We start from the raw sequence: 23,012 nt of genomic DNA, 5'->3' as shown, positions 1-23,012 counted from the left end.
GTTAATCCCTCTGGTTTTTAAGAAAAAAAATGACATTATTAACTCAATAGTGTTTTAATAAACCAATAAGCCAGTAATTTAAAATAAAAAAGCAATAATTAATTAGGAAGAAAACACAGGTGACAAACTTTTCAGCCAGTATTCCATAATGTTTTGTATCATTAACTTATAGGCTGGAAAGTTTTCCTCTTTACTAAAATAACCCTGTACATGATAAGAGTATGCTTTTTTTACATTCTCAGGATTTTTTGAAGTGGAAAGAAATATATACGGCACGCATTTCTGGCTTATGTCAGCATTAGCAAGAATTTGTCTTCGTAATTCAAAGCCGTCAATTTTTGGCATATTGATATCAGAGAAAATAATAAAAGGATTTGTATCAGGAGAAGACAAATAAGTAATAGCCAGGGTAGGATCCTCAATAAAAACTACTTTGTTTGGATACCCCAGGCTCTCGAATATATCTTTAAGAAAATTTCTGTCATCTTCATCGTCTTCTATTATAATTATTTCGTGATTTCTTTTCATGATGTAAAAGTAGGGACTTTTTTTAGTTTTTTCTTAATTTGCAAGAAACTGTCAATTCTCTTAATAGATGCTGTTTTATGTATTATTACAGCTTACAGAAGATCAGTCACATGCTCTCCATAAAAAAAACCGTTATTAGTAACGGTTTTAAAATTTTCTCTGAGAAGGTTTATAATTGCCGGGCGCACCACGGCCTGTTTCATCTCTGGTGATTTCATCTTCTTTAAGTTCCTCGTTTCCAAGTTCCCCAATTTCGAATTCCTTGTTTACGGGATTGTCCTGATCAGTTTCAATGGTTTCAAAGCTGCCGTTTTCGGGGTCATCGCTCCCTGAAGTATCAATGTCAGTTTCAAAACCTTCTGAGGGATCATTATGTATTAGATCCTCTTCAATGTCCTTCTCGGTTATATCTTTGGATTCACTGTCCGATTCATTGTCAAGATTCTCTGAGTCATAGGGATTGCTAATCTCATTGGTGCTTAAATCATTTCCGTAATCCGGCTCGGCATTGTCTGTAAAAGGGTGGCTTGCTGGGGAGGAAGTTTTCTGTTGTACCTTATTACCGGAGTCTGCATTTTGAAAATTCTTGTCATCCTGACCGTAATTTTCTTTTTTATCTGCATTCATCATTTTATATTTTTAATTAAATTTTACAATCATTTTTAATGGAGCGTACTCTAACAAGTCTTCCGGATTGCCGTGCTTGTCTTGCTTTGTATTTCTTCTTTAACAAATGTAGAAAGGATAGGTATATTTTTTTTTACAGAATAATGAATTCCATTTATAAAATAGCTATCATGCAACAGGCTGGTATATCTAATACTATAAAAAGTAATGTTATTCAAATCTAATGAGAATGCGGTAAGTTGATAACCTGGAAAATCTATTTTCTTCTCTCTCTCTTGTTTTTAAGATTTTATTTATTGTGGTTTGACCGGTGTTTTTGCCGGCTGTTAATTTATGAGATGATGTTTCATTTTAAAAACAACTGGTTTCATTTTATAATTTGAAACCATTTAAGGATTGAAATGCTCATAATTATGAGAATTGGTATCTAATTTTATGCGATACTAATCCCGATAAATCACAATTATGAAACAGAAAGCCTTATTATTAGCTGCAGCTTTAAGTGTACTGGCATTTTTTAATGCAGAGGCCCAGACCAAAAAAAAGCCCAATATTATAATGGTCATCTCAGACGATACCGGCTGGGGGGATTTGGGAGTATATGGAGGAGGAGTCGGGCGAGGCATGCCCACGCCCAATTTAGACCGAATGGCAAAGGAAGGGATGCAGTTTTGGTCCTTTTACGGACAGCCTAGCTGTACCCCTGGAAGAGCTGCGATGCTTACAGGACGTATTCCCAATAGAAGCGGTATGACTACCGTTGCTTTTCAGGGACAAGGTGGCGGACTGCCTAAAGAAGAATGGACTCTAGCTTCGGTGCTTAAAAAAGCCAATTATAAAACCTACTTTTCTGGAAAATGGCACCTTGGTGAAGCAGAATATTCTATGCCTATCGCTCATGGTTTTGATAAAATGCAGAATGTAGTGCTTTATCATTTGAATGCTTACACTTATGCTTTCCAATCTTGGAATCCCGAGATGTCTCCAGAGATGCTGGATCTTTTCAAAAAAGTGACCACAGGCATACTTGAAGGAGAAGCAGGCGGAAAAGCCCGCGAGATAAGCAAAGTTACTGAAGAGAATATTGCTGAGCTGGATATGATGATGGTGGAAAACAACCTGAAACAGCTTGATGAATATGGAAAAAGCAAAGATCCGTTTTTTATGTGCATTAATTTTGCTAAAAACCATCAGCCTAACCTTCCTTCGAAGCAGTTTGCGGGCAAATCCCCAGGTAAAAGCAAATACTCAGATGCTGTAGTAGAGATGGATTACAATGTAGGTCGTATTATGGATAAGATTCGCGCTTTGGGTATTGCCGAAAATACGATCGTTATTTATACAGTAGACAACGGTGCCTGGCAGGATGTGCATCCTGATTCTGGATATACTCCTTTTAGAGGTACTAAAGGAACAGACAGGGAAGGCGGCAGCCGTGTGCCTGCAATTGCCTGGTGGCCCGGACAAATTGAAGCAGGAAGCCAAAGCCATGATATTGTAGGTGGACTTGATCTTATGGCTACATTTGCAAGTCTTGCAGGAGTAGAACTTCCTAAAAAAGACAGGGCTGGCGCAGATATGGTTTTTGATAGTTATGATATGTCAAATGTATTGTTTAAAAAAGGAACGCCGCTTCGCGATAGATGGTTTTATTTTACTGAGGCTGAATTATCGCCGGGAGCTGTGAGAATCGGAAAATTCAAAGCAGTATTTAATACCCGCGGCGATAATGGTGCGATTGCAGGCAGTGACGCTCCTGGACAGCAGCTGGGCTGGAGAGGCGATGAAACCTATGTAGCGACAGTTCCGGCTATTTATAATTTGTGGCAGGATCCTCAAGAGCGTTATGATTTGTTCATGAACAGCTGGACAGAGAAAACATGGACGGCCATCATTTTTAATCAGGCCATTGCAGACCTCATGAAAACATATGCTCAGATACCTCCAAGAGCACCGCAGAGTGAAACTTTTACGGGTGAAATGCAGATTGAGCGCTATAGAACTATCGAACAGGTGAAAAAAATGATGAATGAAAAAAAAGTGAATCTTCCGCCGCTGAGCGTAGACTCTAAGTAATCGGATTTGTAATTCTTAAATGGGAAGAAACGGCCGGGGATAAACCTTTTAAGGAGTATTAATTTTTACAGAAAAAAGAAAGCAGCTATAAAGGCTGCTTTCTTTTTGTATTTTTTTTACCTAACGAAAATTTAAGTTACTTAGTTTTTGTTGGACGCACTTCTATTTTGCTTGGCAGCACATTAGGATTCATTTTTAACAGGTCTACAACCATCTGCCCTATATCTGAGGGCTGGATTTTCCAATGGTCATTTTCATCCGGAGTATGGCCGTTAAAGTTTGAAGCAGTTGAGCCCGGCAGGATGGTGGTGCATTTTACTCCATAATCGCGCAAATCAAGCATGGCAGCCTGGGTAAACCCCACCAGTCCGAATTTTGAGGCATTGTAGGCTGCGCCTTTTGCAAAAAAGTTAGCTCCCGCCAGCGATGCAATAGATATGTAATAGCCTTTGTTTGCTTTGAGCTGTTCGCAGGCTGCTTTCAGGGTATGAAAAGCACCGGTGAGATTGGTGTCAATCATTGCGTTCCAGTCCTCCAGGGATATTTCATCTATGGGAGCAAATTTTCCAATCCCTGCATTGGCAATGATAATATCCAGTTTTCCAAATTCTGCAACAATCTGCTCGACTGCTTTAAATTCGTCGTTAAAATTTCTGACATCAGACTGCAATACCAGCACGTTCTGCTTTCCTAATTGTTGCTGCGCCTTTTCAAGCGCTTCTTTATTCCTTCCCGATATCGCTGCTTTTACGCCATTTTTCACTAAAGCTTCTGCAATACCCAGACCGATGCCTTTCGACGCGCCGGTTATATAAGCCACTTTATTTTCTATGTGCTGCATTTTTATAAGATTTGTTTAAGATTTTTACTGTCAAGCTTGAAGTTTTCTCCATGCTTTGTTTTTAAAAAAGACGGATTTATAAAAATACAATAAATTAGCTTAAGGTCATCACCATAATATTTATGTTTGATTCTTTTAAATCATTATCAATTCCTTTTTCTTTTGTTATATCGATAATTTCTTGACTATCGCTGAATAGTAGAGCCGCTTGAGATAAAACATCTAAGAATATTCTCGTTTTATTCATTCATATTATTTAATACATATTTAAATTTAAGGGTTCTCATTTAATCAAACATCTAGACGCCATAATGCAGATTTGTAATCTGTGACCGCAAAGAGGACCATAATGATATAAATAAAAAAACTCGAGATTTCTCTGAAGCTTTTTTCTTAGCAGCAGAAAGTATTCAAATATTTAACCAGTTAATTGAAGATTATTATAGTATTATGCCGCGTGAATCTTAATACTTTTTAATAAATTATCACATAAAGTTATTCAAATTTGGATAGCTTTGTGTAGTTTCTCATACATAAACAAGTTGTGCAGCATTTTAGAAATGACAGTAAAAGATAAAGAAATACAAGATGATTACAAAAATCGAATTAACCGAGTTTTTGAGTTTATTGACCAAAACTTGGAATCATATTTATCACTAGATGTGGTTTCGGAAATTGCTTTTTTCTCATCATTTCATTTTCATCGAGTTTTCAAATTTGTTACAGAAGAAACTCTGCATGAATACGTAAAACGAAGAAGAATAGAAAAATCAGCATCTGATTTGTTACATAAAAACATAACAGCAACTGAAATAGCACATAAATATGGATTTAGTGATAATTCTTCATATTCCAGAGCATTTAAAAAGTATTTTGGAGTAAGCCCGACTGAATTTAAAAACCAAAATCCAAATAGATTTAGCAAGATTCGTCAACTTGAAAGCAAGAATGGACAAGAATATCCTGACTATGAAAAATACATTTGCATCATTAATAATCTTAAAAATTGGATAAAAATGAAAGCAAAAATTGAAATTAAAGAAATGTCAAAAATGGATTTGGCTTATGTATCAAGTATTGGTCCTCATAACCTTGAAAGTTGCTATGCAAAATTAGTGCAATGGGCAACACCAAAAGGATTAATGAATGACAAAACAAAAATGATAACGGTTTATCATGACAGTTTTAAAGTTACTGAAGCCAGCAAAGTAAGGATGAGTGCTTCGATTTTAGTTGATAAGCCAGTGGAAACAAATGGAGAAATAGGACTGACAACAATAGAAGCTGGAAAATTTATTGTTGGAAGTTTTGAAATTGGATTAAACGAATTTGAAAAGTCGTGGACTGGATTGTTTTTCTGGATGAACGAAAATGGATATGAGAAAGCTGACAGAGAGCCTTTTGAAATTTATTATAATAATTTTAAAGAACATCCTGAAAGGAAAGCTATTGTTGACTTTTGCATACCAATTAAATAAAAAACGCTCTACAAGAATGGCTATACCGTAATTTATTCCGGTCTTGAGCAGGCGGCATTCTGCTTTGCCTGACAGAGAATATTTTTCATTAATAAAATCGGCGAGGTCTTTCTGGGAAAGCACTTAACTGCTGACGGAAATGGTTTCATCCTTTAAAGATTATAGTATTGGGATTGGATGCAGAGTTGTGCGGCATATAGCTCTGTACAAAAGTAAAATAACTTTTTGAAAGCATCTGTAAGAGCTTTAGAGCTGCAAATTTACTAAATTAAATCAAATAAAAACGGCAGCTTGAAAGGCTGGCTGTATAGTTGTTTTTGCCAATGGAACGACCGATATTTTCTTAGCCTTTAATGTTGTGATAGCAGCTGCTGATAAATCCTTCCTAAAATAGAAATTGAGAGTTTTTAGTTATCAATCAGCTATTTTAAGAATTAAAATCCTGTGGCAAAAGTTAATTCCAATTGGTTTTTAAATAGTATCCATTTTTTGGCTAAGAGGAAGCGTTACTGTAAATTCAGCTCCGTTATCTTTTTCACCTGCTGCAGTGATTTTTCCGTTGTGTCTTTTAACGATTTTTCTGCATAGTGCAAGACCAATTCCATTACCCTCGTACTCATCTTTAGTATGCAGCCTTTCAAATGCAGTAAAAATTTTCTCTGCAAAGGCCTTATCGAGCCCTATGCCATTGTCCTTGATTGTAATTTGCAACAAATCCTGGCCATCACTGTTTATAATAGTATTGGTTATTATAACTGTTGGCGGCTGATCTGCTTTTGAAAATTTTAAGGCATTTTGTATCAGATTATAGAAAAGCTGGTTGAGTAGAATAGGAGCCCCTTCGATTTCAGGCAGATCCGACGTTATTAAAACAGCTTTTTTTTCTTTTATCAGCAGCTCCAGATCAATTTTTATGTTTTTAATAATCTCATTAAGATCTATGGTTTCGATATGCTGTAAAGTTTTATCTAAAGTCGAATATGTTAAAATTCCCTCGATAATATTTTCCATTCTCTGAGCAGACTGGCTTACCTTCTGGAGATATTTTTTAGATTTCTCATTAACATCATTTTCGATATCATTTCGCAGCAGAGTATTAAAAATTTTGGGAGTGATATACGTGTGTAACCTCGTAAAGATTCAAACAGTCCTTAGAACTTTTTTATATGCTTTAAACTATCGTCTCTTTGATCATTTTCATTTATCATTTTTTCAATAGTTGACTGAATGATGTTCATGCTTTGTTCAAGATTAGCAATTAAAAATTCATCAAATACTTCAGCATTTTTTAATTCGGCAGTAGTTGTTTTGATATTCTCTAAATTCCGATTCATGTTTTGCAATTTCAAATTTGCATTTGATTTATTCATACCAAATATTTTAAAAAAATTAAAAATCAATTTATAAATTATTCTTTTCATATACCCTTTTTATTTTAAAGTATATATATATAAATATTGAGACTCTAAAATATGAAAAAGAAATCCACTTATTAGCTATTGCATCATCAAGACAATGAAACACGTAAGTAATTGATTATCTTTACATTTCTTAAATTAGCACATAACTTAATTTGATATTTAAGGAATGGAACAGCCAAAAATTTACGACAGAGATTTTAAAGTAAAAGCAGTCCAATTAGGATTTGAAATAGGTCTCACAAAAGGATCGAGAGAACTTGGTATTTGTCTTTCTTATATGAGTAAATGGAGAAAGGAGTATCTTAAATTTGGTTCATCAAGTTTTTGCGGGCGTGGTTCAACAAGATTAAATGAAGAGCAAACAGAATTTTCCAAACTAAAAAGAAAACTAAAAAATGAGCTTAAAGAATCAGAACTAAAACTTGAGATTTTCAAAAATGGCGCTAAATATATTTCACAAGGAAGATTAGTGTTTTATCAATTTATTGAAAGTAATGCAGATAAATATACAGCTGGAAAAATATGCAAAGCATTTGGAATATCCTACCTCTCATATACGAAATGGAAAAATCAGGTTCTTTCACCAAGGCAACGTAGAAATCAATTATTAAAGCAAGAAATAAGATCTATTTTTTATGAATATAAGGAGTTGTATGGTGTTGCAAGAATTACTGCGGAACTGCAAAGTCGTGGCTTTAAAGTGAAAGAGGGACGAATTTATATGTATATGAAACAACTAGGACTGATTAGTAAAATTAGAAAAGATCGCCGACCCAAAACAACTATATGTTATAATCCCTATGCTTTTCCTAATATTTTAAATCAGCAATTTACAGTTGAAGAATCGTCTAAAGTTTGGATCTCGGGTATAAGACGAATAAAAACGGCAAATGGACTCTTAGCCTTAACAATTATTATGGATTTATTTGATATGAAAATTATCGGTTGGAGTTTGAGTGATGGTCAAACCATTAAAGAGACTACTATTGCAGCATGGGAAATGGCAGTAAAAAATAGAAAAATAAATAAGGAATTAATCTTCCATTCTAATCACGGTGCTCAGTATGCTAACAAGATGTTTACTTATAAATTAAAAGCTTACAAGTTTATTAAGATAAGTATGAGTGAAAAAGGTAATTATTCGGACAATTCTATAACTGAAAACTTTTTTAATTCGTTAAAATCTGATTTATTAGACTTAAATCTACTTTTATCAAAAGAACAGATGAGTGAAAAAATATTAGAATATCTGGATAATCTACACTGAGCAAAATCCTATATAAATTATCAAACTTCAAGCTATGAAAATATATGAACGAAGTTTTAAAGTAAAAACAGTAAAATTAAGCTATAACTGTGGAAAACGCCAATTAGCAAGTTTCGCAAGAAAATTGGGAATTCCCCCGGGTTATTTACATAGCTGGCGGAAAGACTTTAAAACGTATGGATCTGGAAGTTTTTGTGGGAGAGGACATCCAAAGTTAACCCCTGAGCAGGCTGTAATTTCTAATCTTGAAAAGAAAATTAAAAATTCCAAAATTGCACTTGAAATTTTAAAAAGAGGAAGTATATATGTTTCTCAAGGAAAAGCAATGACTAAACAATTTATTGAAAATAATAAATCTGAATTTTCAATTGCAAAAATGTTAGCCGTATTAGAAGTATCAGAAACCACATATTACAGAAGAAAAAAACAAGAGATAACAGATACAGAATCTCGTGTGATATTACTTAAACAAGCAATTACATCTGTGTATTATGAGTTTAAGAGAAGATATGGATGTACAAAAATTACGAAAGAACTTCAAGATCGAGGATTTAAAATAAAAAACTCGTCAGTAAAAAAATACATGAGGATGTTGGGCCTTCGTCGAAAAATTAAAAGGAAATATACAATAACAACTGATTCACGTCATAATCACTATGTTGCACCTAATATTTTGAACAGACAATTTACTACTAGTGAACCTGGCAAAGTCTGGGTTTCAGATATTACATATATACAAACAATAAAAGGCTTTGTGTATCTCACAGTTTTTATTGATTTATTTGATAGGAAAATTGTGGGATGGAATTTAAGTTCTAAAATGAGCACTCAACAAACTACTCTTCCTGCGTGGCAAATGGCTGTTAAAAACAGAAAAATAAATGAGGAACTAATCTTCCATTCGGATCGAGGTGTTCAATATGCTAATAGAATTTTTACTGATGTTCTAGACTCTTATAATTGTGTTAGAAGAAGTATGAGTCGAAAAGGAAATCATACTGACAATTCAGTCTGCGAGAGTTTTTTTACCTCTTTCAAGGGGGAACTACTTGCGGATAAAAAGCTGTTAACTAGAAAACAGATGAAAGGGGAAGTATATCAATACATTGAGAATTGGTATAACAAAAAAAGAAGACATTCATTCTTAGGCTATAAAACAATCGAAGAATTTAATAGCATAAATTTATGATAAATTACAAGAGTAGTATGTTTATATATATAAATAAAAACATGTCGTTTATCCTAATAGAACATTATAAATCATGAGATTGATATCGTAATAGCCTTATTCTAAAATTTTGTAATACAATTAAAAAAAAGCCACTATTTAAGTGGCTTTTCTTATTTTATATATGTTGATAACTGTCATGTTTTGTTAACAAGAATCAGTTGTATTAATTTAAAGTAAATCTTAATTTTACCAAGCAATAAAAACCCTATCTCACTTTTGCGAGAGGGTTTATTTTTACGTTCTTTTATTAATCAATTTTATAATGCAACCATTATGAAAGCAACCCTAAACTCATGGAAAACCAGTAGAGTTTACTTCTGCAAACTGAATTATCAACTTTTAATCAGCAAACAAAAATGGCTAAAAAAACAATTATTGAATTGTTAGAAAGCATCTTTATCAATTTATGTGTTACAGGCATAATTGAATTAATAAGATGGATGATCTCTTGTTACTAATTTTAACCTTAGAAAACTCGATAGTTACCGCTATCGGGTTTTCTTTTTACTTAAAATTACGGAAAACCGCACTTTAAGTAATACGGTATTACTAATATTACTTGGTAATACGTTTACGGATACAAATATAGAGACTTCTTTTCGATACGCAAAATTTTACGCATTAAATTTAATCATTAAATTTAATATAGGTATTTATACTTATCCTGTTTCTTACTATCTTTAATATATTTGTAATGATATCAATCTTTAAAAACTAAATCTTTTTTTTAGAAAAATTATATATATGTTATGGATTACATTAATATTAAAGATTACGCAAAATACATTATATACTTTTTCAATAGTAGAGGTTCTCTTATAACTAATAAAAAACTTCAAAAGTTATTATATTATAGCCAGGCTTGGCATCTAGTATATTTTGATGAGAATCCTCTTTTTGAGGAAGTTCCTGAAGCTTGGGTTCATGGTGCTGTCTATCCTAGCGTCTATCAACAATATAAGAAATTCAGAGCAAAGCCTATAGTTTTTGATAACCAATTAAAAAGAGAAGAATTAGATAAATTATTTGATTCTTTTGGTTTTAATCCAGATCAAAAAGAATTTATAGATTCGGTTCTTTTAACTTATGGTAAAAAAGAAGCCTTTGAATTAGAGATTCTTAACCACCGAGAAAAGCCATGGCTTGAAGCACGAGAGGGATTAGAATATTTTGATATATCTTCTCGACCTATATCATTAAAAACAATGTGTAATTACTATAAAGAAATATTAACATCTAGTCAAAATGTCTTATAGATTTGCGAGCGAAGAAGAGCATGAAAATATTAAATATTTAAAGGGCGACAAAATTATAAAAATTGGTGAAATTGAAGAATTGTCATTAATAATTGCTTTTGACTATATTTCTCTAAACAATACTGATTTATGTTTTAATAATAACACTATCACATCTGTAGATTACGCGAAGTTATTTGAATTCAAAAAGCAAATTTCTAAAGTAAAAATTAAAGATTTTTTTGATAATTCAGCTATTAAACGTAAATTTCATTTTCATGATGTTGACTTATATCAGAAGAAATTTTTGATTAACTTATTAAAATCCCTTTTAGGTTACGACAAATTCGTAGAAGTTTATAAATTGCCTACTATTTATCAAATAGCCGTTTATACTGATCAGAATAAAGCACCAAGAATATTAGGTTTTTTTGGTAAAAATGCCAGTTTCCATATATTGTGGTTTGATTACAATCATAAGATTTATAACATGACATTACCTTAATAAATACGCCTAAGATAGAAATGGTACTACATTCACCCAAGCAGTAACTTGTCCTTTAATAACATCTTTAATGCTGTCATTATCGAATCCGTCACATTTATGCCACTGATTAGTTTCAGCATTGTAATAAGCAATATAGTTAAATGTAAAGTCGCCATTTTCATAAGGTCTTTTTATAGAGACAAGGTATGTTTTTGAAGTATGAGGTCTATTTTGCGGATAAACATTCCAATCCATATTAATATATTTTAGTATTTATCATTTATACGTTGAATAAGCTTTTCAATATTAACCTTATTTGCATCATTAGGTAAATCAATATATGCGTTTACATTATCCAAAATATTTCTAATTTCACCAATTGTTCTCGGATTAGCTAAAAATGCTGTGCTTTCCAATATAGAGACCTTTATACCAATCATATCTATATGGTCAGTTTCCATAAGTAATTCTTGTAATAATGAAATTAGTTTACTTTTCATAATAGAAAATTTTAAATGTCATCATCGATTTTCACTATAATGTAATATTCCAGCTTCTAAAATTTGACTAATAGTCTTTTCTTTAGAAATTTTGGAATATTCTTCAAAATAAGAATCATCAAGATGAGCCAATATTATATTAGAATCATTAAGTCGATTCGGTAAGGATTGTAATTCTTTTACTGTTGAACAATCATCATGATTGCAAGGCTTCTGAAGTATTTTTTGCACATCCACTAACAATGAATCATATTCACTCATTATGGGAAAAGTATCTCTTATTTCGTAATTAACTTTGGAAGAAGGCTGTAGATTGTGTAATGGATCGAGTAATATAATTTGGAAAATATTGTTTTCATCCCAAAATCCTATTATTCTTCCTTTACCTTTTGATACGTGAAATTGACAAAAAGGGTATTCAATTTCATTATGAAGATAATTGGAATCAATCCAATCGAATTGATCTCTAATAAGTGGACATTTTTTAGAGTCCCAATTTATAATATGATATCTATAACCGTTTTCAAGAACTCCTGTCATTCCGGTGTATTCCATTTTAGAAGTATCTCTCAACCTTTCAAATACAGATGTAAACCATTCCAGCTCAATGTTGCTAAAGCCAAATAAATCTATTTGTTTGTAAAATTTAAAACCAAATGACCAATATATTTTCTTTATTTGTGAATTATCTTTAGGTAATAACCTTGAATGTTGTGATGTTGGTTCAACTGGAACTAAGCGAATTTTTCCATTTTCACTATTTCTACGTAACATTTTAACTTAACCTAGCTTTAAAATAAGACTTCATAATTTCTTCATCTAACTCAACTTCACATCTTTCTGAGGGTTTGAATCCCTTTCTAGCATTTATCCATGGCTCTTCCTGATGTGTTTTGCTTTCAAGATCTGTATCTGAAAAGCCAGCATACGTTTCTAAAACAACGTCTATGTGCTCTTTCACTTCGATCGGTAATGTTGTAGTAATTTCAGTATCTGAAAGATCGTCTAAATCAATTGTGGAATACATATATTTAGTATCTTTAAATCTATCATATATGGCTCTGTTAACTGGACCATGAATCCATGCTTGGAACTTACCATCGAAAAAACGAGTGCCATAAAAAGCAAGATGCCATGATTGAACATAGTATAATAGCTTTTGAAGTTTTAAATGATTTAAAGAACCACTTTCTTCACTTTTTAATCTGAAAATTATATAGTCACAGGCTTGATGTATAGTTATCATAGTAGTATATTTTTTAAAATCAATTTTTAGTTAATATGACTTTTTACATTTAACTTTCCTTATATATCAAATAACTAATTCTTAAAATGATACATTCGGTAAATTATCATTTACCGTCTTTGATTTTATGAATGCTTTTTTCATCCAGTAGGCAACAAATATTTTTGGCACATTAAATTTAGCGGATGTATTATCTACAAATGAGTAATCTACAAACTGGTTTTTTTGTCCGAACAACCATTTCCTTAATCCATCCCCATTGAACAGATATTCGTATGCAAAAGCATTCGCTTCCTGTTCCTTTTTAGTTATTTTAGATTTTGGAAGATCAAGATTGCCTTCAAAAATTTCATCGTTTCTATGCTTAATGATATGCCCAAATTCATGGAATAATGTATACCATGCAGTAGCTAAACACTTTCCTTTGTCAGATATTTGAACTAAAGGTTTTCCGTCAAACCATCTTACTGCACCGTGTACTGTTTTTTCCAAATAAGGTGTATAAACAAGACCAACACCAAACTCTCTCAATATATCTGGTATACTTAAAAAGTAACTTACATTAGTTAATTGTTTTTTCCAAACATTTGAATTAATCCAATTCAAAAATAATTCTTCATTATAATCAGGTAAATCTAGTTTATAAAAGTCTAATTCACCTCTTTTTAACCAAGCATATAGGTTTAGGTTGTCCGGTACAAAATTAGAAATTCTATATAAGGCAATATTTTTCTGAACTTCCTCAAATATATTTTTTTCATTTTCTATGCCCAAGAAGTCCGAAATATCGCCCAGAAGATCAATACTTGAAGTAAATTCCCCTTTTAATAAGCCATCTATTCTTTTAACCTTTTTGTATATACTTATATTCTCTTTGTAGTCTACTAATGCTTTCTTCTTTGATTCGTTATAATTTTTTTGAAATGAAATCAAATATTCGATCAATTCTCTTTTTTGTAAAACACTACAAATGTTTCCAATTTCTTTTTTATTCAGTTTTTCAATTGCTGTTAAATTGGAAGTAGTCCATCCCATTGCATCAGAAATGTGCACAAAATCAAAATCATTAGCAATACATATATCTTGTATTTCCATTGCTACGGTATTGAAATATGTCATAGGGTTTAGCACCTCTACTTTATTCATTATTTCCATCACTTTTTGTAATCATGTTTGTTAACATCATGAACATATATCTTAGATATTTGATCAAATTGTCCTGTCCAATCTTTTTTAAGACAAAATGTTTCAACACCAGTTGAGTCCGACACGTAGAAATTAAAAAATTTTCTGTATGCATCTTGAACTCTGACTTTTAATATTAAAGATTCCTTATCGGGTGTTCCGGATTTCAACTGTATTTTGTTGTCGTTAGAAACAGTTAAATTATAAATACTAGCATTGGGTGCACTTAATAATTTGTTGTGCACTTTCACAGCAGCACTCATCAAATTTGCATCAAATCTTCTGCCAAAATTCTTCATTGATTGTCTATCAGCGGGATTCAATACTAAATCCCTGTAACAATTACAATCCTTGTTGTTTTCAAAATTTATAATCATGTGTATGTGAAAAATGCCAAATTTAAAATACAAACATTTCCCTCACAAGAGTATTAATACCTGTTTACAGGTATGCTTTATTATAAATGATTAGTGCATTTTTTGCATCATAAAACTTTTTCCGTTTTTTGTTTTATATTCAAAATAATCATCTGCTTTAAACTTCCTATAAAAATAGTCATAGTTTCTTGCTTCTTCTTCTATGAGAAGAAATTTTTCTACAAAGTTCTTCAAATTTGTATCAAAGCACACAACTTTATTCTCTTTTATGACTATATATAAATATTTGACATCTTTATTCATGGTGCAAATATAAAATATTCCGTATTTATTTGCAAATTATTCGTAATTGCAAAATAAAACGCATATATTTGCATTATAAAAATACTAGGTTTATGTGTAAAGTAAAAGATTTAAGAGATTTTGATAGTTTATTTGAGTTAATGGATTATTTCACTACTGAAGAAGTATGCGAAGAATATCTTGCTACAATAAGATGGAATGGGAATCCAACTTGTCCTTATTGCGAAAGCGAAAAGGTTAAAGTATTAAACGGAACTACCAAACGCTTAAAATGTTATGGATGCAAAAAACAGTTTGGTGTTAAAGTGGGAACTATTTTCCATGATACAAAAATCTCTTTAAGAAAGTGGTTTATTGCTGTTTATATTATTACAGCACATAAGAAAGGTATTTCTTCACATCAGTTATCACGTGATCTTAAAGTAACTCAAAAAACAGCTTGGTTTATGCTTCATAGGGTTAAAGAAGCATATAATCAAAATGCTGAAATGTTTTCTGATGAAGTAGAAATTGATGAAACATACATAGGTGGTAAAGAAAGTAATAAGCATGCTCATAAAAGAACACCTGGAACACAAGGTAGAAGTACTAAAACCAAAACAGCAATATTAGGTATTTTAAATCGTAATGGAAATGTTTATGCTTCACCTGTTCTAGATACAAAAAGAACTACGATTCTTCCTATATTGCTTGATAAAATTGAAAGAGGTAGTACTGTGTACACTGATGAGTACAGACCATACAGATCATTAGCTAAAGACTTTATTCATGATTTTGTGAAGCATAATACAGCTGAATATGTAAAGGGGCTTGCCCATACTAATAATATTGAAGGATTCTGGGCGATATTAAAGAGGGGTATTATTGGAATTTATCATCAGATAAGTTCAAAACACTTATTTAGATATGTAAATGAATTTAGCTTTCGATATAATAACAGAAAAATTTCGGATGCATCAAAATTTGACGTAGCTTTGACAAACGCAGTAAACAAAAGATTAGATTACAAAACGCTTGTCCATGGCTAAAAAAGATAAAGAAATAGAAAAACCAAAAGAAGATCTTAGAATTCCAGAAAAGAATCCGAAATTTAAAGATGTACTTTCTTCTTTGGTAAATAAACCTAATAAGCCAAAAAAATAACTTTTATACAGCAGAAGTTAACTGCTGTAATAAGTTTGTAAAATCAAATACATCACATGTAAAATGGTTAAAAAAGTCATTTACAGGATCACCATTTTCACATTCTGTGGGTATAAAAAATGTTTTGATGATTAAACCCTCATTATAAATTAAATTTACCTTAAAACTAAGTGAATTATTATAAAGTATATCATATTGTATTTTATGATAATTCATATTAGAAATAGCAAAAATACCATCCTTTATATTGAAACTATTAATATTACTATATGAATTAAAGTGATTTCTATTGTGGCTATTTATAGCACTTAAAATAGATTCTTTGTATAAAGTCATGTATTTCTGTTTAAAATAAGGTATTGCTATGCTTAAAAAGCCAAACAAACATAGTAAAAATTTACTTAGATATTTTTTCATGATCATTATTTTCTTTTATATATAAATATCAATTTCTCTCCTTTAATATTTCATATATTTGATATTACTAACCTAACATTTTAATATCATGAAGTTTACTGAAAAAGATTTGTTTTATAATGATTATTCTTGGGCAGCTGATGGTGGTGATGACGCACACTACAGAGGATATTTAGATAAAATCAAGGTAGATAAAACCGAAGGATATGAAGTATTATATTTCTGTAATACATTTCTTTTGAATTTTAATAAAGAACCTACTAAAGAAAATTTTCAGCGAGTAGAGAAATTACTTCGTCATAAAGACCTCAGTGATATTGATTTACGTTCCGAATTAAACTCTAGAATTGATAGCAAATGGCACCTTGAAGTTTTAAATGATATCATCAAAAAATATTCATGAATTAACTAACTTAATTATCTAATATTATGGAATTTACTAGAAACGATTTATTTTACACTTATTCCTGGGCAGCAGATGGTGGTGACAATCCACATTATAAAAAGTATTTAGATAGAATAAAGGTTGATAAAACAGAAGGATATGAAGTATTATACTTCTGTAATGATTTTCTTAGAGACCACGATAAATCAATGACTAAATCAGATTTTCAGAGGGTTGAAAGAATACTTAAAAGTGAAGAATTAAGAAATATTGTTTATCGAACTGATTTAAACTATGAAGTAAATAGAAGATGGCATAACTTCCTTCTTTAAATTAATAATCGAAAGAAAACTCTTTTTTATATATAAAAGAAAAGAGTTTTTATGAAGAGGATACTTAGCTACGAAAATTTTCAAAACCAGGAATTCAGTGAATCAAAATCCATTCAAGATATTGAAACACATCCAGAAGAAGAAAATTTAAAAATTACAGAAATCAGACCTGATGGCATTGTTGCTACAAATAACGTAGAAGAAACAACTATACTTTCGAAAGAAGATATTCTTGAAAAGTAAAAACCTGGCTTTAAAGCCAGGTTTTCTTTTATGTCATGTTTTAAAAGGAATGGATTATTCTTTTGGCTCTGTGAAATATGCCCATAAAGCCCCAATAATAAGCAGAAGGTATATATATGATAATATTTGTCCACCCATTGGATTTAAATAAAATACAACACTTAAAATCACTATCAGCGTCGGAATTATAATTTTCCAATGTGGTGCAAGTTTTCGAATTAGAGCCATAGTCTTTCTTGCTGTTTCGATATTTTCCTGTTCGTCTTTTTCTTGACGAAGCTTGTTTTCTTCATGCTCGTACTGCAACTCTTCAACCGTTTTAGCTACATTAGAATTATTTCGGTTGTTGGTAAATTCCTGATTGCTGTTTTTCCATTGAGTTGCGCATTTGTTGGAACAGAAGGAATAACCTAGTACGAAATTTCGTCGATACCAAACCGTATCGCTATCGGCTACTTTGGCATTACACCACTTGCAAATGTTCATGTTTTATGTTTTTAAAAGGTTAAGTTATTTGATAGTTATGGTTGAGGATATATCAAATATAAAATTGAAGTTTCCTTCGAAATTGCACTTTTCAAAAATGATAGTTGATTCATTTTTGACTATAATTTCAAATATCCTATCGGTACTATTTTTAAAATGACAATCTTTAAAGTTTATTTCTGAGTTGTAAAATTCCATGAAAACAATTGAGAACGAATTCAAAATTGGATCATCCATCAAGTCATATGATTCAATGTTATAAGTGAATTTTAAGCCTGAATAAGTGATGTCATGATTATCAGAATGGAAAAGTAAAGTTGAATTAAATTTCCACGCAGGATTTGATGATAATTCCTTACAATCGAGATAAATATTATAGTTCACATTGCGACCAACAATATTCAATTTCACAGCATCTAAGAATCTTAAAAGATGACAATGATCCACATTGTTTCCAATAAGTATAGAAGCTTCTTCATTTTTTCCACTCTTTATTTTGGCTATGGCATCAAAAAACTGAATAGTGTCTTCAACAAAATACTCACACATCCGTTATAATGTTGAGAAGTAAACTTTCTCACTTGCACCTTTTCCAACACCATTGGTTGCATATCCAATAATATAATACTTGTTATTACGTGATAGTCCTGTAATTTCGTAATTTACAGACGGTGAAGCATCTTGACTGTTCCAACCACTACTGCTGGATACTTTTCCAACACTATTTCCATCCATGTCAAAACAGCCGATACTTATACTTTTAATATTATCACTCCCTTTTGATTTAACCGTTACAGTCGCATAAAGAGTTGTTCCTGTTGCTCTAGCTGAGGCAACAACACTTGGTTTATTACCACCTATTGTGTTAAAGACAACACCCTCACTATAAGCTGTTCCAGCTGCACTAGTCGCATATGCTCGAACGTAATATAACTTATATGGTTGTAAACTGTATAAATTGGACACAAAAGAACCTATGCCATTTCCGTCTTTTGTTTTTGAATTGGTAATGGTAGGATTAGGATAAGCTGCCCAACAAATACCTCTTTCAGTTACAGGATGGCTTCCTTCACTTATAACTGTGCCGCCGCCAATTGCCGTTGTTTCACCAATCGTAGAAATTTGTGCTGTCGTAAGAATAGGTAAAACATAAGAGGATGTTTTAAAGGAAACAACATTTCCTAGCGCAGATCCTGCAATATTGCTTGCAAACGCACGCACATAATATGTTGTATTTTGCTCCAAACCTGTTATAGAACTGGAAAATTCAAAATTACCTGTGCTTTCAACTCTTTCATCTTTATACTCAGGCTTAGGATTTGTTTTGCTATAATAGAAACCTTTAGATACTATTTTAGAAGAGCCATCACTTTCAATCTTACCATTAAATACTGCACTATTTTGCGTAACCAAGGAAACTTCTAAAGTGTTTACAGCCGGAACACTAATGTTTTTGGTTGTGAACGTTAGTTCATTTCCATAGATAGTCTTCGAATTTGTTGTAATGAAAGGTCTGGCATAGAATTTTGTATTGTATTGCAAATTTTCAAATTTCGAAACATATTGACCCAAAATATTTCCTTCCTCTTCATATTTTATATCATTAATTGTTGGGTTAGTTTGCATAGCAACGCAGACACCACGATATAGAATATTTTCCTTTCCGCTTGATTTTAAATCAGCATTTATGACAGCCGAATTTTCCGTCACATTAGTGATTTCGGTTATTTCAAAATCAATAACTGATTTGTCTTCATCTTTTTCATTACTTGAACAGCCAAAATTTATGGTAAGCAGTACAAACAAAATAACAAAAGGTGAAAGCAATAGTTTCATTGTAATTTTTCTCATTTTAATAAGGTTTTATGTTATTGGAATGTTAGGATTTCGATGACAAATATATTGAAAAAATTCTATTATATAGTGTACTTTTTAATAGAGTACCACAGAAAAGACAAAATCTTGAGATTTGACGTATGGAACACTCGAGAAAAAAAGAAAATTTACAAGAATTAGATGCAATTGCTTTGCGCCTAAAAGAATTGAGAAAAGAGAAAGGCTACTCTAATTACGAGCACATTGCATTTGCTCTAGAAATGAGCCGCAGTGCTTATTGGCGACTTGAAACGGGGGCGAACTTTGAATTAAAAACTCTAATAAAAGTCTGCAGGCTACTAGATGTAAGTCTAGAAGAATTCTTTAGAGGAATTGATATTCCTAATTCAAAACAGATGCCGGATAAAGATAAAAACTCATAGTTAAGTAAGTTTTTAGGTGAGGAAGCTGTACCTTTATACATTCTGAAATAATTAACTGATAAATATTTATGGTATGAAATTTAGAAGATTTATTAGATTTAATACTTATCAAATTCAGATGATTGTTCTAGTAACGCTTCTCGTTGTGCTGACTGTTATATTTATTAAACGTCGCCACAATATTGCAGAATTAAAAAGAGAAGAGGAAAGAATTGATAAAGAACTTTACCAAAAGGAACTACTTTATCAAAAACGAATGAAAGAATTTGAAATAGAGAAAGAAAAACATCGAAAACAAATAGAAGAATACAAGAGAGATATAGAAAAAGAATATTCTTCCTCAAATTACGGGAAACCGTAAGGAAATTATTTGCAAATAGTTTATTTTGCCAGAAATAACCTTAATCAATATATTATGCTATATTATCACTTTTCCTACGATACTATTGACTGTAAAAAACATTTTTCTGGTAATTACGATGAAGCTAAAAGATATTTGCTTTGTACACTTTTATCTATCCCAAACAAATATTTAAAATCAATGGGTGCATTATGTGAATCCACACTGATATTAGAACTTTCAGAAGCCGATTTTGATTCTGATAGATTCTATCAATATTTTAAAACTAATATATCGCCATATTTCTATTATGTAGTTAGTGAAATATCAGTAGTTAATAATCAACTAGAATTTGAGGTGAATAGCAATAAAACACTACGTGATAATTTTAAGAACTCATTACAAAACATTGTTTGTGATAATTTACTTCAAGGAATTAAAGCTGAATATTAAAATTTAGGATTTATACCTTTTACGGGGCACATTAGTTTTTGTAATTCTTCAATGCTCATTCCCGTTTTTTTATACAACTGATAATGTGATTTGAATTTGCTATGTGGATAAAAGTACATAAGCTTACCATCAATATTGACGATATTATTTTCGTAATCACATATTTCAATTTGTGATGCTATTTTGAATCTGCGTATAAGATAATCTATCCAAACAAATTTAACCCCTAGTTTACTAAATAAGTATTTTCCTAATCCTTTCATAGTCAAAAGTTATTTTTTCTTTATATATAAAAAAACATCGTCTGTCTTTTGTGTTACGGAAAACCGTAAAGAAATTATTTACAAATTAAGTATTTTGGTAAAATTAACCTTAAACAAAAATATTATGCCAAATTACCATCTTTCTTATGATTATGATGAAAATTTAAGTGATGACGCTTTCAGTAGTTACGACGAAGCTAGAAGATATTTACTATGTCTATTAAATAGAATACCTAGAATTAGGTATATGTTTGAGTTTTGCGAATCAACAATAATCATTAGGGTAGTTACTGATGATGATCAAAGACTATTCAGTTACTTAGAAAGTAATCTTAAACCTTATTTTTATTACTTAATCTCTCGAATTGCCATTGATGAAAATAGAAGATCGATTTATTCTGCCAATAGGAATAGACAATTAAATGATAACTTTCAAGTAGAATTACAAAACTTAGATTGTAATGATTTAGAAAAACCGATCAGGTTTTCATATTAATATTTCCAAACATACATTATATAATGACCATCTTCCTTGGAATAAAAGGAAAGTAATTTACCATCAACAATTATCATATTTCTTTTAGCATCATATATTTCGATATGTGATGCTATTTTAAATCTTCTAACTAGTAAATCCAGCCAAACAAATTTCACGCCGAATTTTCTAAATAAAAACCTTCCTAATTTATTTCTTAATTCAAATAAACCCCAAACTTTTCTTCCTAGCAGAAAATATAAAATATTAAACATTCTTGAAGGTTTATATCCATTGTCATCAAAATTACCCATTATCTAATTTGTTTTTCTTTTATATATAAAAAAACAAATTCTACTTTCTAAATACTTATATTCATTAATCACTATCTAAAATAGATTTCATAATTTTAAATCCAAACAACTTTACCATGGAATTTTACCCATCTAAAAATGAGAGGAATTTAATGCGGCTTTTTGAAAATCGAAAAATAGCCATTACTAGATTAAATAAGTTAGGGATTTCCTGTCCATATATTTCTGATATATTTACCTACGATCAGCTTTATTTACAGAAGGTTGAACAAGACTTTAATTTAAACGAAATAACTTTTCTAAAAGAAGGAATTGTTTGCATTTTTGATCTTATAACGAAAGTAGAGAATGAGGAAGATTTAACAGAAAAAGAAGTTGAAGATCAAATAAGGATAAAGGAAAAAGACAGAATAGAATCATATAGAAAATTGGATGGTTTTTCAGAAAAAGAAGAAAAGGAATGGGTTGCTAAAAACGTCAAGAGAAAATTAGAAGAGGATGAAGGTTCTAAAAAGACTACACTGTCCACTTTAAAAAAAGAATTGACACAATTTAAAATCAATCTTGGACGATTTAATATCGATGTTTCAATTAATGATGGAAAAATTCATTTTGTAAAGCCTGGTGAAGATCTGAATAAGAATTTTCAAGTTGATACAATTACTGAAAACCCAAACCCGGACATATTTGTCGATTTAAATGCATTCATCATTTTTAAAAAACTTCACTTTATTTTTAAAGACAGTAAGCATAAATTGGCTGACTATAGTTTTATTTACAGAAAAATGAGTTTAGATCAATTAATCCATGAAAGTTGTAAACCTGAAAAATTTAGAAAATGGATTAATGCAGAGCCTTATTTAGCAGAGGCAGAACCTATCTTCAAAACTTATGATAATTGCAAAACAGATATAAAGGAAAATATTTATAATCTAATTGCCAAAGATCAATACTAATGTATACTTTGCTATACACTAGTATAGCATAAAATGTTTATTGTCGTTTATAGTTAATATAAAATTGCATTGTAGTTTTGAAATATGAAAAAGCACTAATAAAAATGCTTTTCATATTTCAAAATCTAATTTTCATGACGGTCAA

Annotated in this window: 32 protein-coding genes; 15 read left to right on the top strand and 17 right to left on the bottom strand. The window is 31.0% G+C overall.

Annotation, left to right across the window (positions count from 1 at the left end):
• Nucleotides 1-102: 102 nt before the first annotated feature.
• Nucleotides 103-528 (bottom strand): response regulator, encoded by a 426-nt coding sequence (locus tag PQ462_RS12745; protein ID WP_274250221.1) that lies wholly within the window; start codon nucleotides 526-528, stop codon nucleotides 103-105.
• Nucleotides 529-675: 147 nt separating this feature from the next.
• A complete protein-coding gene (locus PQ462_RS12740; protein ID WP_274250220.1) occupies nucleotides 676-1,155 on the bottom strand; it encodes a hypothetical protein in 480 nt (159 codons plus the stop codon).
• Between the two features lie 465 nt (nucleotides 1,156-1,620).
• On the opposite strand from PQ462_RS12740, the gene PQ462_RS12735 reads away from it, so the two are divergent.
• Entirely contained in the window at nucleotides 1,621-3,231 is a 1,611-nt protein-coding gene (locus PQ462_RS12735) for an arylsulfatase (RefSeq protein ID WP_274250219.1), read from the top strand.
• A 136-nt stretch (nucleotides 3,232-3,367) separates the two neighbouring features.
• Here the strand turns inward: PQ462_RS12735 and PQ462_RS12730 are convergent, their stop codons facing one another.
• Together PQ462_RS12730 and PQ462_RS12725 are read right to left on the bottom strand one after the other, a co-directional pair.
• The gene (locus PQ462_RS12730) at nucleotides 3,368-4,072 is read right to left on the bottom strand and encodes an SDR family oxidoreductase (protein WP_274250218.1); all 705 of its coding nucleotides are present in this window, start codon (nucleotides 4,070-4,072) and stop codon (nucleotides 3,368-3,370) included.
• Nucleotides 4,073-4,166: 94 nt separating this feature from the next.
• Entirely contained in the window at nucleotides 4,167-4,319 is a 153-nt protein-coding gene (locus PQ462_RS12725) for a hypothetical protein (protein ID WP_274250217.1), read from the bottom strand.
• Nucleotides 4,320-4,632: 313 nt separating this feature from the next.
• Between PQ462_RS12725 and PQ462_RS12720 the strand changes: the two genes are divergently transcribed.
• A complete protein-coding gene (locus PQ462_RS12720; RefSeq protein WP_274250216.1) occupies nucleotides 4,633-5,550 on the top strand; it encodes an AraC family transcriptional regulator in 918 nt (305 codons plus the stop codon).
• Nucleotides 5,551-6,021: 471 nt separating this feature from the next.
• On the opposite strand, the gene PQ462_RS12715 is transcribed toward PQ462_RS12720, so the two are convergent.
• On the bottom strand, nucleotides 6,022-6,561 hold the full coding sequence (locus tag PQ462_RS12715; protein ID WP_274250215.1) for a sensor histidine kinase: 540 nt from the start codon (nucleotides 6,559-6,561) through the stop codon (nucleotides 6,022-6,024).
• Nucleotides 6,562-6,701: 140 nt separating this feature from the next.
• Nucleotides 6,702-6,971 carry a hypothetical protein gene (locus PQ462_RS12710; protein WP_149207993.1) on the bottom strand — a complete coding sequence of 90 codons (270 nt, stop codon included), beginning with the start codon at nucleotides 6,969-6,971 and terminating at the stop codon, nucleotides 6,702-6,704.
• Between the two features lie 166 nt (nucleotides 6,972-7,137).
• Here PQ462_RS12710 and PQ462_RS12705 point away from each other — a divergent pair, with 166 nt between their 5' ends.
• The 4 genes from PQ462_RS12705 to PQ462_RS12690 all read left to right on the top strand — a co-directional run bounded on the left by PQ462_RS12705 (nucleotide 7,138) and on the right by PQ462_RS12690 (nucleotide 11,209).
• Nucleotides 7,138-8,238: an IS3 family transposase gene (locus PQ462_RS12705; protein ID WP_274250214.1), complete on the top strand. Its 1,101-nt coding sequence runs from the start codon at nucleotides 7,138-7,140 to the stop codon at nucleotides 8,236-8,238.
• A 34-nt stretch (nucleotides 8,239-8,272) separates the two neighbouring features.
• Nucleotides 8,273-9,427, top strand: a complete 1,155-nt coding sequence (locus tag PQ462_RS12700) for an IS3 family transposase (RefSeq protein WP_274250213.1) — start codon at nucleotides 8,273-8,275, stop codon at nucleotides 9,425-9,427.
• Between the two features lie 791 nt (nucleotides 9,428-10,218).
• A complete protein-coding gene (locus tag PQ462_RS12695; protein WP_149207996.1) occupies nucleotides 10,219-10,725 on the top strand; it encodes a Panacea domain-containing protein in 507 nt (168 codons plus the stop codon).
• Nucleotides 10,715-11,209: a hypothetical protein gene (locus tag PQ462_RS12690; protein ID WP_149207997.1), complete on the top strand. Its 495-nt coding sequence runs from the start codon at nucleotides 10,715-10,717 to the stop codon at nucleotides 11,207-11,209. The genes PQ462_RS12695 and PQ462_RS12690 overlap by 11 nt, the downstream gene beginning before the upstream one ends.
• A 9-nt stretch (nucleotides 11,210-11,218) precedes the next feature.
• Here the strand turns inward: PQ462_RS12690 and PQ462_RS12685 are convergent, their stop codons facing one another.
• The 6 genes from PQ462_RS12685 to PQ462_RS12660 all read right to left on the bottom strand — a co-directional run bounded on the left by PQ462_RS12685 (nucleotide 11,219) and on the right by PQ462_RS12660 (nucleotide 14,802).
• Nucleotides 11,219-11,446 carry a hypothetical protein gene (locus PQ462_RS12685; RefSeq protein ID WP_274250212.1) on the bottom strand — a complete coding sequence of 76 codons (228 nt, stop codon included), beginning with the start codon at nucleotides 11,444-11,446 and terminating at the stop codon, nucleotides 11,219-11,221.
• Nucleotides 11,447-11,457: 11 nt separating this feature from the next.
• Complete coding sequence (locus PQ462_RS12680; protein ID WP_274250211.1) at nucleotides 11,458-11,691, bottom strand: hypothetical protein; 234 nt, start codon at nucleotides 11,689-11,691, stop codon at nucleotides 11,458-11,460.
• Nucleotides 11,692-11,712: 21 nt separating this feature from the next.
• Nucleotides 11,713-12,465: a hypothetical protein gene (locus PQ462_RS12675; protein WP_274250210.1), complete on the bottom strand. Its 753-nt coding sequence runs from the start codon at nucleotides 12,463-12,465 to the stop codon at nucleotides 11,713-11,715.
• Nucleotide 12,466: 1 nt separating this feature from the next.
• Entirely contained in the window at nucleotides 12,467-12,937 is a 471-nt protein-coding gene (locus PQ462_RS12670; protein ID WP_274250209.1) for a Panacea domain-containing protein, read from the bottom strand.
• A gap of 81 nt (nucleotides 12,938-13,018) precedes the next feature.
• A complete protein-coding gene (locus PQ462_RS12665) occupies nucleotides 13,019-14,083 on the bottom strand; it encodes an ImmA/IrrE family metallo-endopeptidase (protein ID WP_274250208.1) in 1,065 nt (354 codons plus the stop codon).
• 506 nt (nucleotides 14,084-14,589) lie between these two features.
• A complete protein-coding gene (locus PQ462_RS12660) occupies nucleotides 14,590-14,802 on the bottom strand; it encodes a hypothetical protein (RefSeq protein ID WP_274250207.1) in 213 nt (70 codons plus the stop codon).
• A 92-nt stretch (nucleotides 14,803-14,894) separates the two neighbouring features.
• Here PQ462_RS12660 and PQ462_RS12655 point away from each other — a divergent pair, with 92 nt between their 5' ends.
• Both PQ462_RS12655 and PQ462_RS12650 read left to right on the top strand, forming a co-directional pair.
• Nucleotides 14,895-15,830 (top strand): IS1595 family transposase, encoded by a 936-nt coding sequence (locus PQ462_RS12655; RefSeq protein ID WP_274250206.1) that lies wholly within the window; start codon nucleotides 14,895-14,897, stop codon nucleotides 15,828-15,830.
• Nucleotides 15,823-15,945: a hypothetical protein gene (locus PQ462_RS12650; protein ID WP_274250205.1), complete on the top strand. Its 123-nt coding sequence runs from the start codon at nucleotides 15,823-15,825 to the stop codon at nucleotides 15,943-15,945. Before PQ462_RS12655 ends, PQ462_RS12650 begins: the two co-directional genes overlap by 8 nt.
• 3 nt (nucleotides 15,946-15,948) lie before the next feature.
• Here the strand turns inward: PQ462_RS12650 and PQ462_RS12645 are convergent, their stop codons facing one another.
• Complete coding sequence (locus PQ462_RS12645; RefSeq protein WP_274250204.1) at nucleotides 15,949-16,362, bottom strand: hypothetical protein; 414 nt, start codon at nucleotides 16,360-16,362, stop codon at nucleotides 15,949-15,951.
• An 88-nt stretch (nucleotides 16,363-16,450) separates the two neighbouring features.
• Between PQ462_RS12645 and PQ462_RS12640 the strand changes: the two genes are divergently transcribed.
• The 3 genes from PQ462_RS12640 to PQ462_RS12630 are packed head-to-tail and all read left to right on the top strand — an operon-like array spanning nucleotide 16,451 to nucleotide 17,322.
• Nucleotides 16,451-16,765 carry a hypothetical protein gene (locus PQ462_RS12640; RefSeq protein ID WP_274250203.1) on the top strand — a complete coding sequence of 105 codons (315 nt, stop codon included), beginning with the start codon at nucleotides 16,451-16,453 and terminating at the stop codon, nucleotides 16,763-16,765.
• A 26-nt stretch (nucleotides 16,766-16,791) separates the two neighbouring features.
• Complete coding sequence (locus tag PQ462_RS12635) at nucleotides 16,792-17,079, top strand: hypothetical protein (protein WP_274250202.1); 288 nt, start codon at nucleotides 16,792-16,794, stop codon at nucleotides 17,077-17,079.
• 51 nt (nucleotides 17,080-17,130) lie between these two features.
• Complete coding sequence (locus PQ462_RS12630; RefSeq protein WP_274250201.1) at nucleotides 17,131-17,322, top strand: hypothetical protein; 192 nt, start codon at nucleotides 17,131-17,133, stop codon at nucleotides 17,320-17,322.
• 54 nt (nucleotides 17,323-17,376) lie between these two features.
• Here PQ462_RS12630 and PQ462_RS12625 read toward each other — a convergent pair whose 3' ends face one another.
• Genes PQ462_RS12625 through PQ462_RS12615 form a run of 3 tightly spaced genes read right to left on the bottom strand, consistent with a single transcriptional unit; the run spans nucleotide 17,377 to nucleotide 19,659 of the window.
• The gene (locus tag PQ462_RS12625; protein ID WP_274250200.1) at nucleotides 17,377-17,808 is read right to left on the bottom strand and encodes a hypothetical protein; all 432 of its coding nucleotides are present in this window, start codon (nucleotides 17,806-17,808) and stop codon (nucleotides 17,377-17,379) included.
• Nucleotides 17,809-17,832: 24 nt separating this feature from the next.
• Nucleotides 17,833-18,357 (bottom strand): hypothetical protein, encoded by a 525-nt coding sequence (locus PQ462_RS12620; protein WP_274250199.1) that lies wholly within the window; start codon nucleotides 18,355-18,357, stop codon nucleotides 17,833-17,835.
• Between the two features lie 3 nt (nucleotides 18,358-18,360).
• A complete protein-coding gene (locus tag PQ462_RS12615; protein WP_012022999.1) occupies nucleotides 18,361-19,659 on the bottom strand; it encodes a hypothetical protein in 1,299 nt (432 codons plus the stop codon).
• 125 nt (nucleotides 19,660-19,784) lie between these two features.
• On the opposite strand from PQ462_RS12615, the gene PQ462_RS12610 reads away from it, so the two are divergent.
• The 3 genes from PQ462_RS12610 (at nucleotide 19,785) to PQ462_RS12600 (ending at nucleotide 20,859) form a co-directional block, all read left to right on the top strand.
• Complete coding sequence (locus PQ462_RS12610; RefSeq protein ID WP_012022998.1) at nucleotides 19,785-20,066, top strand: helix-turn-helix domain-containing protein; 282 nt, start codon at nucleotides 19,785-19,787, stop codon at nucleotides 20,064-20,066.
• Nucleotides 20,067-20,139: 73 nt separating this feature from the next.
• On the top strand, nucleotides 20,140-20,427 hold the full coding sequence (locus PQ462_RS12605; protein ID WP_274250198.1) for a hypothetical protein: 288 nt from the start codon (nucleotides 20,140-20,142) through the stop codon (nucleotides 20,425-20,427).
• Between the two features lie 54 nt (nucleotides 20,428-20,481).
• Complete coding sequence (locus PQ462_RS12600) at nucleotides 20,482-20,859, top strand: hypothetical protein (protein WP_274250197.1); 378 nt, start codon at nucleotides 20,482-20,484, stop codon at nucleotides 20,857-20,859.
• Nucleotides 20,860-21,614: 755 nt separating this feature from the next.
• Here PQ462_RS12600 and PQ462_RS12595 read toward each other — a convergent pair.
• Nucleotides 21,615-21,911, bottom strand: a complete 297-nt coding sequence (locus tag PQ462_RS12595) for a hypothetical protein (protein ID WP_274250196.1) — start codon at nucleotides 21,909-21,911, stop codon at nucleotides 21,615-21,617.
• Nucleotides 21,912-22,027: 116 nt separating this feature from the next.
• Here PQ462_RS12595 and PQ462_RS12590 point away from each other — a divergent pair, with 116 nt between their 5' ends.
• Nucleotides 22,028-22,867 carry a hypothetical protein gene (locus PQ462_RS12590; RefSeq protein WP_274250195.1) on the top strand — a complete coding sequence of 280 codons (840 nt, stop codon included), beginning with the start codon at nucleotides 22,028-22,030 and terminating at the stop codon, nucleotides 22,865-22,867.
• Nucleotides 22,868-23,012: the final 145 nt, after the last annotated feature.

The sequence above is a fragment of the Flavobacterium sp. KACC 22758 genome, assembly GCF_028736135.1.
In the GTDB taxonomy this organism is placed as follows: domain Bacteria; phylum Bacteroidota; class Bacteroidia; order Flavobacteriales; family Flavobacteriaceae; genus Flavobacterium; species Flavobacterium johnsoniae.
Note: the sequence above shows the minus strand (reverse complement) of the source record. Positions and strands in the feature narration are given on the sequence as shown.